This window comes from Streptomyces aurantiogriseus (assembly GCF_014649375.1).
In the GTDB taxonomy this organism is placed as follows: domain Bacteria; phylum Actinomycetota; class Actinomycetes; order Streptomycetales; family Streptomycetaceae; genus Streptomyces; species Streptomyces aurantiogriseus.
This window is the reverse complement of record NZ_BMSX01000004.1, coordinates 279,269-293,863: the sequence shown is the minus strand read 5'-3', so window position 1 is coordinate 293,863 and position 14,595 is coordinate 279,269. Positions and strand designations below refer to the sequence as shown.

Annotated in this window: 12 protein-coding genes; 6 read left to right on the top strand and 6 right to left on the bottom strand. The window is 70.9% G+C overall.

The features are described 5' to 3' along the window. Positions 1-13: 13 nt before the first annotated feature. The 3 genes from IE263_RS10745 to IE263_RS10730 all read right to left on the bottom strand — a co-directional run bounded on the left by IE263_RS10745 (position 14) and on the right by IE263_RS10730 (position 4,176). Positions 14-478 carry a hypothetical protein gene (locus IE263_RS10745; RefSeq protein WP_189934796.1) on the bottom strand — a complete coding sequence of 155 codons (465 nt, stop codon included), beginning with the start codon at positions 476-478 and terminating at the stop codon, positions 14-16. A 334-nt stretch (positions 479-812) separates the two neighbouring features. Further along, positions 813-2,690, bottom strand: a complete 1,878-nt coding sequence (locus tag IE263_RS10735) for an IclR family transcriptional regulator domain-containing protein (protein ID WP_229910892.1) — start codon at positions 2,688-2,690, stop codon at positions 813-815. Between the two features lie 157 nt (positions 2,691-2,847). Beyond that, the gene (locus tag IE263_RS10730; RefSeq protein ID WP_189934793.1) at positions 2,848-4,176 is read right to left on the bottom strand and encodes a M6 family metalloprotease domain-containing protein; all 1,329 of its coding nucleotides are present in this window, start codon (positions 4,174-4,176) and stop codon (positions 2,848-2,850) included. A 259-nt stretch (positions 4,177-4,435) separates the two neighbouring features. Between IE263_RS10730 and IE263_RS10725 the strand changes: the two genes are divergently transcribed. Further along, positions 4,436-5,080, top strand: a complete 645-nt coding sequence (locus tag IE263_RS10725) for a TetR/AcrR family transcriptional regulator (RefSeq protein WP_189934791.1) — start codon at positions 4,436-4,438, stop codon at positions 5,078-5,080. Positions 5,081-5,249: 169 nt separating this feature from the next. Next, complete coding sequence (locus IE263_RS10720) at positions 5,250-6,788, top strand: MFS transporter (RefSeq protein WP_189934789.1); 1,539 nt, start codon at positions 5,250-5,252, stop codon at positions 6,786-6,788. Between the two features lie 36 nt (positions 6,789-6,824). On the opposite strand, the gene IE263_RS10715 is transcribed toward IE263_RS10720, so the two are convergent. Next, complete coding sequence (locus IE263_RS10715; protein ID WP_189934786.1) at positions 6,825-7,334, bottom strand: MarR family winged helix-turn-helix transcriptional regulator; 510 nt, start codon at positions 7,332-7,334, stop codon at positions 6,825-6,827. A 175-nt stretch (positions 7,335-7,509) separates the two neighbouring features. On the opposite strand from IE263_RS10715, the gene IE263_RS10710 reads away from it, so the two are divergent. After that, entirely contained in the window at positions 7,510-8,274 is a 765-nt protein-coding gene (locus IE263_RS10710; protein ID WP_189935346.1) for a dioxygenase family protein, read from the top strand. An 84-nt stretch (positions 8,275-8,358) separates the two neighbouring features. Here IE263_RS10710 and IE263_RS10705 read toward each other — a convergent pair whose 3' ends face one another. Then, positions 8,359-8,889 (bottom strand): GNAT family N-acetyltransferase, encoded by a 531-nt coding sequence (locus IE263_RS10705; protein WP_189934784.1) that lies wholly within the window; start codon positions 8,887-8,889, stop codon positions 8,359-8,361. A 204-nt stretch (positions 8,890-9,093) separates the two neighbouring features. Here IE263_RS10705 and IE263_RS10700 point away from each other — a divergent pair, with 204 nt between their 5' ends. Together IE263_RS10700 and IE263_RS10695 are read left to right on the top strand one after the other, a co-directional pair. Next, positions 9,094-10,092: a sigma-70 family RNA polymerase sigma factor gene (locus tag IE263_RS10700; protein WP_189934782.1), complete on the top strand. Its 999-nt coding sequence runs from the start codon at positions 9,094-9,096 to the stop codon at positions 10,090-10,092. 739 nt (positions 10,093-10,831) lie between these two features. Further along, a complete protein-coding gene (locus IE263_RS10695) occupies positions 10,832-11,599 on the top strand; it encodes a TetR/AcrR family transcriptional regulator (RefSeq protein WP_189935344.1) in 768 nt (255 codons plus the stop codon). Between the two features lie 70 nt (positions 11,600-11,669). Here the strand turns inward: IE263_RS10695 and IE263_RS10690 are convergent, their stop codons facing one another. Continuing rightward, entirely contained in the window at positions 11,670-12,644 is a 975-nt protein-coding gene (locus IE263_RS10690) for a helix-turn-helix transcriptional regulator (protein WP_189934780.1), read from the bottom strand. A gap of 209 nt (positions 12,645-12,853) precedes the next feature. Here IE263_RS10690 and IE263_RS10685 point away from each other — a divergent pair, with 209 nt between their 5' ends. Beyond that, positions 12,854-14,362 carry an MFS transporter gene (locus IE263_RS10685; RefSeq protein WP_229910930.1) on the top strand — a complete coding sequence of 503 codons (1,509 nt, stop codon included), beginning with the start codon at positions 12,854-12,856 and terminating at the stop codon, positions 14,360-14,362. Positions 14,363-14,595 lie beyond the last annotated feature (233 nt).

Genomic DNA, 14,595 nt, shown 5'->3' with positions numbered 1-14,595 from the left:
GTTGGGAGAGTAGTCATTCGACGAGAGTGATGACGCCGTCAGGAATCCAGCCTTCGATATATCCACGGAGAAATAGGCCGAGCTCGCGCGGGTATGCATCGAATTTTTCGTCCTCGACGTTCGACAACGGGTGCCAGACGTAATCGACGTTCGTGACGACACGTGCGCGGGCGCGAAGACTGATCGATCTCATTCTGCTGCGACGGACTGCAAAGATGTGCGTCGATTCCTCCAGCCTGTCTCGCTCCGGTAGCGGGTTGTAACGTCCGACAACCGGAGTACGCGCTAGGAACCAGTGCGAGAAGAGTGAGTCCAGAACATGAATGACAGAGAACTGTGACGGCAGAAGGCGGATTACCCGAGAAGCGACCGGCCGCCACGAGGGGTCACCGTGAACTCTGCACAGCAGTACACGCTCTTCGTGATCGATCACAGTCAGGGCGGTGCGCAGCGACTTATTTCGGAATTCGGTCCTCATGCCCTGAGCATCGGTCAGAATCGGCGCATACGCCCTCTCTGGACCGGAAAAGAATGAAGCCTAGAAAAAGAAGCCATTCACTGAAGCGGGCCGCTGCAGCGAAGGCGTCTGGCAGCTGATGCTGCAACGTTGGACGGCGCGACCGAGGACGCGCCCTGACCTGCAGCGATCAGCTCAGCGTTTCCGGATCGGCAGGAGTGCGTTTCGGAGCGATCTCCTGACCACCCGCTGACCTGCGGCGACGGAGTTTTCTACAAGCCCCACGAAGGCGGAGCCATGGCCGCGCGGGCCACAGGCGTCAGCGTACCGGATCTGGTGGGGCGGGGTGTGGTGGTCAGGTCAGGGGGACATGGGTGAACCGGGACGCCACATGGAGGTCCGTCTCGATGTGGGACGCCGTCGCGGTCAGGGCGGGGAGGATGTCCTGGACGCATTCCTGCGGTGTGCGGCGGGCCGCGTGGGTGGCGACGTTCAGGGCGGCGACCGTGCGGCCGGCGCGGTCACGGACGGGGACCGCGATGGTGCGCAGGCCCTCCTCCAACTCCTCGTCCGTAAGGGCGTAGGGCAAAGGCTCGCCACCGCCACCGCCACCGCCACCGCCACTGGCCCCGGCCCCGCCACCGGCCCTAGACCCATCCCCGGCCCTGCCATCGGCCCCGCCACCGGCCCTAGACCCATCCCCGGCCCTGCCATCGGCCCCGTCCCCGGCTCCGTGCCCGGCCCCGTCCCGGGTCTCCGTCTCCGCCGGCAGCACGCCCCCCGCCGCCAGCACGCTCTCCGCCGGCAGCACGCCCCCCGCCGCCAGCACGCTCTCCGCCGGCAGCACGCCCCCCGCCGCCAGCACGCTCTCCGCCGGCAGCACGCCCCCCGCCAGCAGCACCCTCCCCGCCGACGTCCTGTCCGCCGGTGCTCGTGTCCCCACCCCGACGTCCACGCTCATCACGTGGCGCGCGGTCACCCTCGCCGTGTACTGGATGTCCTCGCCCGTCTCCGTGAGGATCGCCAGGGACGTCGATTCGTGGATGTGGTCCGTGAGCGCTGCCATGTGCGGGGTCGCGATGCGTGGGAGGGAGGTGCGGGACAGGGGAGGGAAGCCCAGGGAGAGGACCCTGGGCGTCGGCGTGAACGCCCGGTCGGGGGTCGGGGTCACCAGGCCCAGGTGGTCGTAGGTGATCAGGGCCCTGCGGGCCGTCGCCCTCGCCAGGCCGGTCGCCTTGGCCACCTCCGTGAGGGTGAGGGCGGCCCGGCCCTCGCCGAAGGCGGTGAGGACCGTCAGGCCGCGGGCGAGGGATTCGATGAACTCGCGGCCCAGTTCCTGCTTCGAGGCGCCCGTCCACAGGGCCAGTCCCGCGGGGGGTGGGCCCGGCTCGGGGGGCGGTGCCTGGCGCAGGTCCTCCTCCATAGCCGCCACCGCCGTCCTGAGGCGGGGGAGGAGGGCGGCGCGCAGGCCGGCCGCCGTGTGTCTGCTGGTGTGGCTCACCACGTTCGCCACGCAGGCGATGCGTCCCGTCCGGGGGTCCCGTACGGGGGCGGAGACGGCGACCAGGCCCGGTTCGATCAGCTGGTCGTCCAGGGACCAGCCGTCCTCCCTCGCCCGCTCGGCCCGCCGTACGAAGTCCTCGTCCGGGGTGGCGTGCGGGGCCGGCGGTACGGCGGGGAAGGCGCGGTCCTGGGGGTCCGTGGTGCGGCGGGTGCGCCAGTGGGTCCAGTCGGCGTCCGTCCACTCCGTCGCGAAGAGAGGGCCTGGTGCGGTGCGTTCGGCCGGCAGCAGGTCGCCGATGCGGAAGCTCAGGGACATGGCACGGCGGCGGGTCGCCTGGTGGATGAAGCGGATGCCGTCGCGGTCGGGGACGGCGAGCGACACCGACTCGTCGAGTTCGTCGGCCAGGGCGTCGGCCCGGGCGGACAGCAGGGCCGGGAGGCGCAGGGCCGCGAGGTAGGCGTTGCCCAGCTCCATCACCGGTGGTGCCAGTACGGCGTCACGGCCGTCGAGGCGGACGTACCCCATGCGGGCCAGGGTCGCGGCGATGCGGTCGACCGTGGAGCGGGCGAGGCCGGTGGCGCGTTCCAGGGCGCTCAGGCTCATCGTGCCGCCCGCCATCGTCAGTTCCCGCAGCACGGCGATCCCACGGATCAACGGCGTGACCGCCTCCTCCGGAACGGACGACGGAGCGGAGGTCTCCGGGGCGGGCGGGGGCGTCTTCGCGGGCATCGGCTCTCCGGTACGGCGGTCGGGGCAGGCCCACCGTAGTCACAACGCGTCCCCGGACGGGATCCAGAAGGGGATCCGGGACTCAGGCATGGTCACAGCGGGTCCCGGGCCGGGGGACCTCGGCATTCACAACGGCTCCCGGGCCGGCCTCAGCGCCTCAGCGCCGCGTCACCCGCACCCGGTAGTCCCCCTCCAGGTCCGCCGCCGTCACCGAGATCCGGATGCCCCGCTTGGGGTCCTTGAAGGTCTCTCCGGGTACGAAGGGCGCGTCCGAGAGTTCCGCGTGGACGTTCGGGCTGCGGGTGCAGCCGCCGCTGCCGCGTTGGGAGTCGTGGACGGTGATCGGGCCCATGCCGGTGTCGACGTCCGCGTCGACCTTGTAGATGAGGATGCCGGGGCGGCACACCGCCTCGTCGTTGCCGCCGCGGGTGCGCAGTTCGACGGCGTAGCCGGTACGGCGGTCCAGCGGGACGAAGACCAGCTTGGGACCGCCGGCCCGGGAGAGGGGGGTGAGGGTGTACTCCGTGGTGCCGGGGGCGGCCGCGCAGTTGATCTGGTCGGCGTCCAGCCAGCCCAGTTTCCACTTGTGCCAGCCGAGCAGGTCGTTGTTGGCGCCCCAGTCCTCGCTCATGATGTCCCAGTGGCCGACCGCGCCCCCGCCCTCCTGGGTGTAGAGGTCGGGCAGGCCGAAGACGTGGCCGTTCTCGTGCGGCAGGACGCGGTAGCCGGTCTTGTCGTAGGAGCCGGAGCCGTCGTCCTGGCGGGAGTAGACGAAGGAGGCGTTCGAGACGGGAACACCGTCGGCGACCGGGGCCTCGGGGTTGCCGGCGAACGTCACCGACAGGACCGTGTCCAGCGCGGAGGGGCCGGCGTTGGGGGTGACCAGCACGTTCAGGAGGTCGTACGCCCGGAAGTCGACGACCGGGTCGGCGGCGGCCACGATGTCCTGGACCAGCTCCCGGTAGCCGGGGTCGAAGGGCGCGCCGCGGTCTATGCCGTACTCCTTGAACGGCTTGGGCATGCGCAGCCAGCCGGGGATCGGGGTCGCCGGGTGGTAGTCGAGGCGGCCGTAGGAGGCGGTGCGGAACCACGCCTGGGTCTGGGGGAAGAACTCGCGGAAACGGTTCCGCGCGCTGCCCCGGCCCGGTGCGTCCGAGAAGTCGATCATCAGGGTCAGGGCGCGGACGGTGCCCGTGGAGCGGGTGTAGCCGCCGGGTGTCGGCACGCCCTCGGACATCTGGACGGAGGGGTGGCCGTTGATCATGCAGGGGGCGAGGGCGGCGGAGCGGGCCAGGGAGATGGGGCCCGCCCCGGCCGATGTCGGGCTCGGAGTGGGGCGTCCGGAGCCGGCCGAGGTGCTGACGGCGAGGGTCAGCGCGGTCACGGACGCGAGGGCGGCCACGCGGCGCGGGCGTATCCGCCGGGGGAGCGGCTCCGGGAACGTGCTCCGGTGGCCTCCCCCGGGGCGCTCGGGTCGCGGCTGCATGCAGGAACCTTTCGCTCCAGGCAGCCACCGGTCGCCGACTGCACCCTTGCGATCACCCTCCGTCGTGGCGGGCGGGGGCGCGCGCTGGGGCGACCGTTCGGGGATTACTTGGCGGTAGGGGCGTGTGTGGCTCAGGTCACAGGAATTGGATCGCCTGGCGGGAAATAACCGGGGATCGTCTCCCCGTTTAGTCAGACGTCCGACTGAAACGGGGAGACCTTCCCCGGATCGGTTCGCCTACGACTCTCAGGAGTACGCCGTGCAGACCGCAGCCCCCGCGCCGCGCAAGGCGACCCGGCCGCGCGCCGACGCCCTGCGCAACCGGGAGCGGATCGTCACCGCCGCCCGCGAGCTGTTCGTCGAACTCGGGCCCGACGTGCCGCTCGACGACATCGCCCGCCGGGCCGGCGTCGGCAACGCCACGGTGTACCGCAACTTCCCCGACCGCGACGCGCTGGTCCGCGACGTCGTCTGCTCCGTCATGGACCGGACGGCCGAGGCGGCCCGGCAGGCGCTCGCGGAGACGGGCGACGCCTTCGGCGCGCTGGAGCGCTTCGTGCACGCCGCCGCCGACGAACGCCTCAGCGCGCTGTGCCCGATGGTCGCCAGCACGTTCGACGAGAACCACCCGGATCTCGTGGCGGTCCGTGAACGCACCGAGCAGCTCGTCGAGGAGGTCATGCAGCGCGCCCGGCGGGCCGGGCAGCTCCGCGACGACGTCGGCTTCGGTGATCTGCTGCTCGCCGTGGCCCAGCTCAGCCGGCCCCCGGCGGGCACCGGCTGCCTGAGCGCCGACCGCTTCATCCACCGCCATCTGCAGCTCTTCCTGGACGGGCTGCGGGCCCCCGCCCGATCCGTCCTGCCGGGGGCGGCCGTGACCCTGGAGGACATGCGCAAGGCCTGAGCGAACCGGGCCGACCCGGTCCACCCGATCACCCGACCTGATCGCTCGAGTGATCACCTGACCCGATCACCGGCCGTCCCCTGGGCGAGCCGTCCCTGACACACCTTTTCTCGCTGCACCTCACGCTTTTTCCTTTTTTCCGTCACGAAGTCCCGAAGTGGGTACCCCCATGTCTGAAACAGCCACCAAGGCTCCCGGCGTCCCCCAGGCGGACCCGGGCCGCTGGAAAGCGCTCGTCTTCATCGCGCTCGCCCAGCTGATGGTCGTCCTCGACGCGACCATCGTGAACATCGCCCTGCCCTCCGCCCAGCAGGACCTGGGCATCTCCGACGGCAACCGGCAGTGGGTCGTGACGGCCTACGCCCTCGCCTTCGGTGGTCTGCTGCTCTTCGGCGGCCGCATCGCCGACCTGTGGGGCCGCAAGAACGCCTTCCTCGTCGGCCTGGCCGGCTTCGCCGCGGCCTCCGCGCTGGGTGGTGCGGCGACCAACGAGGTGATGATGTTCGGCGCCCGCGCCCTCCAGGGCGTCTTCGGCGCGCTGCTCGCGCCCGCCGCGCTCTCCCTCCTCGCCGTGATGTTCACGGACGCCAAGGAGCGCGCCAAGGCGTTCGGCATCTACGGAGCGATCGCCGGTGGCGGCGGCGCCGTCGGTCTGATCCTCGGCGGCTTCCTCACCGAGTACCTGGACTGGCGCTGGACGTTCTTCGTGAACATCCCCTTCGCGGTGGCCGCCGCGGCCGGTGCCTGGTTCGTCATCCGTGAGCCGGAGGGCAGCCGCAACCGCTCCCCCCTCGACATCCCGGGCGTCATCCTCTCCACCCTGGGCCTGGTCGCCCTGGTCTACGGCTTCACCCGCGCCGAGTCCGAGGGCTGGAGCGACTCCCTGACCGTCGGCATGTTCGTCGCCTCCGGGGTGCTGCTCGCCGCGTTCGTGCTCGTCGAGGCCAAGGTCAAGGCCCCGCTGCTGCCCCTGCGCGTGATCACCGAGCGCAACCGCGGCGGTGTCTACCTCTCGCTCGGCCTCGCGATCATCGCGATGTTCGGCCTGTTCCTCTTCCTGACCTACTACCTGCAGATCGTGAAGGGCTACTCGCCGGTGAAGACCGGCTTCGCGTTCCTGCCGATGATCGCGGGCATGATCACCGGCTCCACCCAGATCGGCACCCGTCTGATGACCCGGGTCGCGCCCCGGCTGCTGATGGGCCCGGGCTTCCTGGTCGCCGCGCTCGGCATGCTCCTGCTGACCCGCCTGGAGATCGGTTCCTCGTACACGGCCCTGCTGCTGCCGGCGATGCTGCTGCTGGGCCTCGGCATGGGTACGGCGTTCATGCCGGCCATGTCCCTGTCCACGCAGGGTGTCGAGCCGCGGGACGCCGGTGTCGCCTCCGCGATGGTCAACACCTCGCAGCAGGTGGGCGGCGCCATCGGCACCGCCCTGCTGAACACCGTGGCCGCCTCCGCGACCACGTCCTACATCAAGGACCACATCGCCGGTGCGGCCTCCAGGCCGCAGCAGCAGCTGGTCCAGCTGGAGGGCATGGTGCAGGGCTACACCAGCGCGATCTGGTTCGCCGTCGGCATCCTGGTCGCCGCCGCCGTGATCGCCCTGACCCTCGTCAACGCCGGCAAGCCGGACATGGGCGCGGTCAGCGGTTCGGGGGAGCAGGACGCCGAGGACGCCGTGCCGGTGCCGGTGGTCGCCCACTGACGTCCGTACCTGATCAGGGCCATGCCCCCTGGGTCCTCAGCGGAGCCAGGGGAGGTCCGCACCCGCTTCGTCGGGCTGGAGTCCCTCGGCGATGATCTCCATGATCTCGCCGAGGGACTTCTGCTGTTCGGGGGTGAGCCGGTCGAAGAGCGCGTTGCGCACGGTGGCCACATGGCCCGGCGCGGCGTTCCTGAGCACCTCCATGCCCTGGTCGGTCAGGACCGCGAACTGGCCCCGCTTGTCCCAGGTGCAGTCCTCGCGCCGTACCCAGCCGTTCTTCTCCAGGCGGGCGACGGCGTGGGAGAGACGGGAACGGGTGATCTTGGCGTGCATCGCCAGTTCGGTCATGCGCAGCCGCCGCTGAGGGGACTCCGCCAGCTTGACGAGCAGCCCGTAATAGACATGGGGCATGCCGGCGTCCCGTTGGAGCTGGCGGTCCATGTGGTCCTCGAGGAGGTAGGTGGCGTGCAGGTAGGAGCGCCAGATGCGCTGCTCCTCTGCGGTGAGCCACTGGGGCTCGTCAGTGGATGCGGCTGCCTTCGTCATGTACTCCACTGTACGGGTCCTGTCCTTGAAGATTAAACAAATGGGCTATACAGTAATGAGCGTACGAGATTTAGAGTTCAAGTACTGATGGAAGCGGGGGCCTGCCGACAGGCCCTCGGAGGGAGTCGCCGCCATGTCCGCCGCCACCGAGGAACGCGCCGTCCCGCAGGAGCGCATGCCCGCCCTCTACCTCAGTCACGGCGCCCCGCCCCTCGCGGACGACCCCGTCTGGCCCGGCCAGCTCGCCGCCTGGTCCGCAGACCTGCCCCGCCCCAAGGCCGTCCTCGTGGTCTCCGCCCACTGGGAAGAGGCCCCGCTCGCCCTCGGCGCCGTCGAGACCGTCCCCCTCGTCTACGACTTCTGGGGCTTCCCCGAGCACTACTACAAGGTGACCTACGACGCCCCCGGCGCACCCGAGCTCGCCGCGTCCGTACGCAAACTGCTGCGCGCGCCCGGCATGCCCGTGCAGGACATCCCCGACCGCGGCCTCGACCACGGCGCCTACGTCCCGCTCGTCGAGATGTTCCCGGCCGCTGACGTTCCTGTCCTGCAGATCTCCATGCCGACCCTCGACCCGGTGAGGCTCATGGAGATCGGCCGCAGGCTCGCGCCCCTGCGCGACGAGGGCGTGCTGATCGTCGGCTCCGGCTTCTTCACCCACAACCTGGCCGCCCTGCGGCACGGGGGCGGGGTACCCGGCTGGTCGGCCGAGTTCGACGACTGGGGCCGGCGGGCGCTGGAGGCCGGTGACATCGACGCGCTGCTCGACTTCACCCGCAAGTCCCCGGCGGGGCAGCTCGCCCACCCCCGCACCGAGCACTTCGCGCCCCTGTTCGTGACCATGGGGGCCGCCGACGCGGCCGGCGAGCTGGGGGACCAGAAGTCGGTGATCGACGGGTTCTGGCTGGGGCTGGCGAAGCGGTCGGTGCAGTTCGGCTGAGCCGGGGCGGGCTTCCCCCGGGGTCCCCGGGCGGCCTCTGGGCGGCAGGGGTTCCCTTCGCCGGGTGCCCGGGGTTTCCTGGGGTCAGAGCTCCTTCTCGTACCAGGCCACGTCCCAGTACCTGCCGAACTTGCGGCCGACCTCGCCGTACGTGCCGATGTGGCGGAAGCCGAAGCGCTCGTGCAGGCGGACGGACGCCTCGTTGGGCTGGGCGATGCCCGCGTACGCACGGTGCAGGTCCTCGCCGGCCAGGGCCGCGAAGAGGGCCTTGTACAGCAGCGTGCCGATGCCGCGGCGGCCGGCGTGCGGGGCGACGTAGACCGTCACCTCCACCGAGGTCGAGTAGGCGGCCTTCGGCCGGTAAGGGCTGGATGTGGCGTACCCCAGGATCTCCTGTGAGTTCCCTCCGAGGTCGCTCTCCGTGGCAACCATCAGCCGGTACGGGCCGTCTTCAGGGTGGGAGAGCAGCCAAGGGCGGCGCTCTTCCGGAGTGAACACCGCGGTATCGAATGTGATGGGCGTCTCACGAACGTAGTAGTTGTAGAGGTCCGTGAGGGCTGCGAGGTCACCCTCGACTCCCGGCCTGACCTGCACCTCTGTGCGTTCCGGCGGCATCGTGCCTCCTCGTGTGGCCGGACAGGGTACTGCAAGATCAGAAAAAATGAGGGGCGGGTTGGGAATTCTGTCCTGATTCCAGTCGTTGTTTCCATCGGATGCAGGGCACCCGAGGAGAGTCCCGGTGAGAGTCCCGGGAGGACCCGAGTAGTGGCCCGGTGTCCACGGACCACCCGCTGACCCCACCATCGCAAGGGAGCACGCATGGCAACCCGTGCCGTCGCCCGTCGTCAGTCCGCCACCGGCGAGACGGCCGACGCGGCAAGCAGCGCTCGCGTCCACGGCGGCGAGATCGCCGACCGCGATCTGGTCGGCATGTACCTCGACGAGATCGCACGCACACCGCTGCTCGACGCCGCGAAGGAAGTCGAGCTGTCGCAGATCATCGAGGCGGGTGTGTTCGCGCGACAGGTCCTCGACGGATACGAGGAGTCCAAGGCGGACGCCTCCCGCGAGGAGCTCGAGGCGCTCGTCGCCGAGGGAGAGCGCGCCAAGGACATCTTCATCCGTTCCAACCTCCGCCTGGTCGTCGCGGTCGCCCGCCGCTACCCCCGCAGCGGACTGCCCCTGCTCGACCTGATCCAGGAGGGCAACGCCGGCCTGGTCCGCGCGGTCGAGAAGTTCGACTACCGCAAGGGCTTCAAGTTCTCCACGTACGCGACGTGGTGGATCCGCCAGGCCATCACCCGCTCGATAGCGGACCAGTCGCGCACCATCCGGCTGCCCGTCCACCTCGTGGAGGAGCTCGGCCGCATCCGCCGCGTCCAGCGCGAGTTCAACCGGGAGAACGGCCGCGAGCCCGAGCCCGTCGAGATCGCCGCCGAACTCGGCTCCACGCCGGAGCGCGTCATCGACGTGCTCGACTGGGCCCGCGACCCGGTCTCCCTGAACATGTCGGTCGACGACGAGGGCGAGACCCAGTTCGGCGACCTGCTCGAGGACACCTCCGCGGTCTCCCCGGAGCAGTCCGTCCTGACCCTCCTGCGCAGCGAGGCGCTGGACGGCCTCATCGACCGTCTCGACCCGCGCACGGCCTCCATCATCAAGATGCGGTACGGCATCGAGGACGGCCGCGAGCGGACGCTGACCGAGGTCGGCAAGGAGCACGGGCTGACCCGCGAGCGGATCCGGCAGATCGAGAAGCACGCGCTGCTGGAGCTGAAGAAGCTGGCCCGGGACACCGGGTTCGAAGCAGCGGCGTGAGCGACCCGGTGGCATGGCGACGTGAGGTGGCGTGGAGCCGCGGGGGTCCGCGCCACCGGCGTACGCGGGGTGGCTGAAGTACGCGCAAAACATGGCGGTACAACGCCGCTTCAACGTGCGGGACGGGGGAACAAGACTTCAGGGCACGGGAGTTCGGAACCGCCGGACCCCGAAGCCCTTGCGTGAGAGCACGGACAGAGCACTGTTCCAGCGATCGCTCCGCTTCACCCGGAACGTCAGAACACCCTGCAGCTGTGAACGCCTTGGGCCCATGAACACCCCGGACCCGTGAACGCCGTGGGTCTGTGCACACTCTGGACCAGCACGCCTTGGACCAGCACACCCTGGACCAAGTCCCGACGCAATCCCCCCCCCGGCGCCGGGACTTCCCGAGCCGGGCTTCGGCGCCTTCCCCCCAGGCGCCGGGGCCCGGCTCCTCTCGTGCGGTCGAGGCGCGGAGGCGAGGCGGCTGATTGCTGCCGCACATGACTCAGCGGGAGCGGGCGGAGCGGCTGGGGGAGGGGCGAGGGAGGGCCGACGGGCGCTGGGCCCGGCCTGTGGGCATGCTGGAGGCGGGGCACCCCGTACCTGAACCACGGGGTGACCCGCCCGAATGGCAGATTCTGCCACATGGGCATAGCCTGCCGATGTGACCAGCTCCACCCCAGCACCACTGCCCTCCCCCGGAACGCCGCCCGCCCCGACTTCGCTGACGGAGCGACGCAAAGCGGCGACCAGGATGGAGATCGCCAAGGCAGCGGCCCGCCTCTTCGTGAAACACGGCCTGAAGGCCACCCGCGCCGAGGACATCGCCCAGGCCGCCGGCATCGCCCCGCGCACCTTCTACCGGTACTTCGCCACCAAGGAGGAGGCCGTCGCCCCCCTCTACGCGGCAGGCGCCCAGCGCTGGGCGGAGGCGGTACGCGCGGCCCCCGCGGAACTGCCGCTGCCAGAGGCCCTGGAACACGCCGTACGGCACACCCTGACCCCCGGCGCCGGAGTGTCGGCGGCCTCGTGGGAGTGGGCCCGCACCCTGATCCGCCTGGCGACGGCCAGTCCCGCCCTGGGCAAGGTCTGGGCCGAGGTCTGCCACGCGTCGGAGGGAGCACTCGCGGAGGTGCTCAAGGGGCGCACCTTCGGTGCTGACAACGTTGCCGAGGCGGTTCCCGCGAACGGTGCCGGGTCGGTTCCCGCGAACGGTGCCGAGCCGGCTTCCGCGAACGGTGCCGAGCCGGCTTCCGCGAACGGTGCCGGGTCGGCTTCCGCGAGCCGTGCTGGGTCGGCTTCCGCGAACCGTGCCGAGCCGGCGTCCGCTTCCTCCCCCACGCCCCGTCAACGCTTCACGGCGGCGGTCGCGAGTGCCGCGGTCAGGGTGGCCGTGGAGAGCTGGGCCATGACGGACAGCCCGCCGAGCGGTGCGGGGGGTCCGGCGGAGTTGGCGTTGCGCAATCTTGAGGCGTTGCGCGGGTTCGGGTGGGTGGAGGGGAGGGGTGAGGCGCAGGGGTGAGGCGCTTGGCCGGGGCCGAGGGAGGGAGAGGCGAAGAGCTCGGCGGACCCGGCGGGGGAGGAGCAGGGGCTCAGTGGGGTCGTCCGGTGGCGCCCGCCCTCGCCATCCGCCCGCCCAACTCCCGTACGCAGTCCACCAGCTCACCCGGCCCCCGCACCGAGAACTCGCACCCCACCATCGCCAGCCGCACCGCCAGCCACTCCACCGGATCACCGGTGACCCCGCGCAGCGAACACCCGCCCTCCTGCTCCACCGGGCTCCCGAACCACGCCGGCATCCGCCCCGCCACGTACTCCGCCGGCGCGGCGAACGCGACATCGAACTCGTACGTCTCCTGGCGCCGTTGGATCGACTGCCGCAGGTACTCCGCCGGATCGCCCTTCGGTACCTCCCGTGGAGCGAACCGCACCCCGGTGGCGAACGGCTCGCGGACACGGTCGACGCGGAACGTGCGCCAGTCCTCGCGTTCGAGGTCGTAGGCGACGAGGTACCAGCGGCGTCCCGTCGACACCAGCCGGTACGGCTCGGTCAGCCGTCGTGACTCCGTGCCGTCCTTCGCCCGGTAGGCGAAGCGCAGCCGCTCCCGTCCGGCCACCGTCGAAGCCATGACAGTCAGTGTCTCGGGCGCGATGCTCGCTCCGTCGCCGCTGGTCAGCGGGGTGGTCGCCGCCTGGAGTGTGGAGACGCGGTGGCGGAGCCGGGACGGCAGGACCTGTTCCAGCTTGGCGAGGGCCCGTACGGACGCCTCGTCCACCCCCTCCACGGCGTGCCCGGCGCCCGCGCGCAGACCGACCGCGATCGCCACCGCCTCCTCGTCGTCGAGGACGAGCGGTGGCATGGCCTTGCCGGCGACCAGCCGGTACCCGCCGTCCGAGCCCTTGGTCGCCTGCACGGGATAGCCCAGCTCACGGAGTCGGTCGATGTCCCGCCGGACCGTACGGCGGGACACGCTGAGCCGCTCGGCGAGCTCGCCACCGGGCCACTCACGGGGCGTCTGGAGGAGGGAGAGCAACTGCAGCAGCCGTGCCGGGGTGTCCGTCGTCATGCTTCCGAGGATGCCGCACCTCTAGGACACAGTCTGACCTAATGCCCTTCTAGCGTCGCAGCATGACTTCTACCGAGACCACGCCCACCGCCGGTGGGAACACCGGACACGCCGGTGAGAACCCCGAGAGCGCCACGGGAAACGCCGGTGAGCACAGCGCTGAGAACGCCGCTGGAGACCGCCGCCGCTGGTTCGCCCTGGCGATCGTGATGACCGCGGCCTTCATGGACCTCGTCGACGTCACGATCGTCAACATCGCCATCCCGTCCATCCGGCAGGACGCGGGCGCCTCCTGGAGCCAGATCCAGTGGATCACCGCCGGCTACGCGCTCGCCTTCGCCGCGGGCCTCATCACCGGCGGCCGCCTCGGCGACATCCACGGCCGTAAGCGGCTGTTCCTCGTCGGCATCGGCGGCTTCACCGTCGCGTCCGCGCTGTGCGGCTTCGCCGCGAACCCGGAGATGCTCGTCGCCTCCCGCATCCTGCAGGGCGCCATGGCGGCGCTGATGGTGCCGCAGGTGCTGTCGATCGTGCACGCCACCTTCCCGGCGCACGAACGCGGCAAGGTGTTCGGGCTCTTCGGCGCGATCGTGGGGCTGGGAGCCGTCTCCGGTCCGCTGCTCGGCGCTCTGCTGACGGAGTGGAACCTGTTCGGGCTGGAGTGGCGGCCCATCTTCCTCATCAACCTGCCCGTCGGCATCGCGGGCCTGATCCTCGGCAGCCGCTTCATCACCGAGTCCCGCGCGCCGAAGGCGCTGAAGCTGGACCTCGTCGGCGTCGTCCTCGTGACGCTGGGCCTGCTGATGTTGCTCTACCCGCTCACCCGCGGCCGCGAGCTGGGCTGGCCGCTGTGGGGGTACGTCTCGATGGCCGGCGCGCTCGGCGTGTTCGGGGCGCTCGTCGCGTACGAGCGGCGCAAGGGCGCGCGGGACGGCTCGCCGCTGATCGAGCTCTCCCTCTTCCGGGTGAAGAGCTTCGCGGCGGGCATCGCGGTGCAGACGGTCTTCGGTGTCGGCCTCGGCGTCTTCTTCCTGGTCTGGACGCTGTACATGCAGGAGGGCCTCGGCTGGAGCCCCCTGCGCGCCGGCCTGACCGGCATCCCGTTCTCCCTCGCCGTGTCGACGGCCGCCGGTCTGTCCGTGCAGAAGCTGGTCCCGCGTTTCGGCCGCAAGGTGCTCCAGGCGGGTGCCCTGGCCATGGCCGTCGGCGTCCTGCTCTACATCTGGGAGTCCGAGCGGTACGGCCTCGGCATCGCCTCCTGGCAGATGGCGCTGCCGCTGGTCGTGATGGGCGTCGGCATGGGCCTGATCGTCGCCCCGCTGACGGACGCCGTGCTGTCGGAGGTGCCGCGTGAGCACGCCGGCTCGGCGTCCGGGCTCATCAACACCGTGCAGCAGATGGGCAACGCGCTCGGCCTCGGTCTGGTGTCCGTCGTCTTCTTCGGGCGGATCGGCGAACGGCTGACCCCGGTCCGGATCGGCCCGGAGTTCGCGGAGGCCTTCCGGTACGCGCTGGGCTGGGTGGCCGCGGTGATGGCCGTCATCTTCCTGCTGATGTTCGCCCTGCCGAAGCGGCCGGCGCAGCATGTGGAAGGCGCGGGGGCGGGGGCGGAAGCGGGGGGCTCCGGGGAGGAGCGTTCCGCGGAGAAGCCGAGTGGGGAGACGCCGGCTGGGCAGGAGTCCACTGCACAGGGGCGTGAGCCCGAACTGGTGGGCTGACCGAAGGACGATCCGAGGGCGATCCAAGGCCGACTCAAGGGCGGCCGAAGGCCGACCCGGACGAAGCCCAGGGCCCGAGGGCCCGCCGAAGGGCCCGGCGCCGCTCCCGGTGCCGGGCCCTTCGGCATGCCCTGCCAGGGCCTGAAGTCCGTTCATGCCCGAATAAGGCCCGAACCTGTTTACTTTCTGGAAATCCGGGCGTAGCCTCCGAGGAGAAACCACAAGTTCGGGCA

What these genes read in the sequence shown, in the direction of transcription:
- IE263_RS10745 (WP_189934796.1), bottom strand. Translation starts at nt 478, where the DNA reads ATGAGGACCGAATTCCGAAATAAGTCGCTGCGCACCGCCCTGACTGTG.
- IE263_RS10735 (WP_229910892.1), bottom strand. Translation starts at nt 2,690, where the DNA reads ATGCCCGCGAAGACGCCCCCGCCCGCCCCGGAGACCTCCGCTCCGTCG.
- IE263_RS10730 (WP_189934793.1), bottom strand. Translation starts at nt 4,176, where the DNA reads ATGCAGCCGCGACCCGAGCGCCCCGGGGGAGGCCACCGGAGCACGTTC.
- IE263_RS10720 (WP_189934789.1), top strand. Translation starts at nt 5,250, where the DNA reads ATGTCTGAAACAGCCACCAAGGCTCCCGGCGTCCCCCAGGCGGACCCG.
- IE263_RS10715 (WP_189934786.1), bottom strand. Translation starts at nt 7,334, where the DNA reads ATGACGAAGGCAGCCGCATCCACTGACGAGCCCCAGTGGCTCACCGCA.
- IE263_RS10710 (WP_189935346.1), top strand. Translation starts at nt 7,510, where the DNA reads ATGCCCGCCCTCTACCTCAGTCACGGCGCCCCGCCCCTCGCGGACGAC.
- IE263_RS10705 (WP_189934784.1), bottom strand. Translation starts at nt 8,889, where the DNA reads ATGCCGCCGGAACGCACAGAGGTGCAGGTCAGGCCGGGAGTCGAGGGT.
- IE263_RS10700 (WP_189934782.1), top strand. Translation starts at nt 9,094, where the DNA reads ATGGCAACCCGTGCCGTCGCCCGTCGTCAGTCCGCCACCGGCGAGACG.
- IE263_RS10695 (WP_189935344.1), top strand. Translation starts at nt 10,832, where the DNA reads ATGGAGATCGCCAAGGCAGCGGCCCGCCTCTTCGTGAAACACGGCCTG.
- IE263_RS10690 (WP_189934780.1), bottom strand. Translation starts at nt 12,644, where the DNA reads ATGACGACGGACACCCCGGCACGGCTGCTGCAGTTGCTCTCCCTCCTC.
- IE263_RS10685 (WP_229910930.1), top strand. Translation starts at nt 12,854, where the DNA reads ATGACCGCGGCCTTCATGGACCTCGTCGACGTCACGATCGTCAACATC.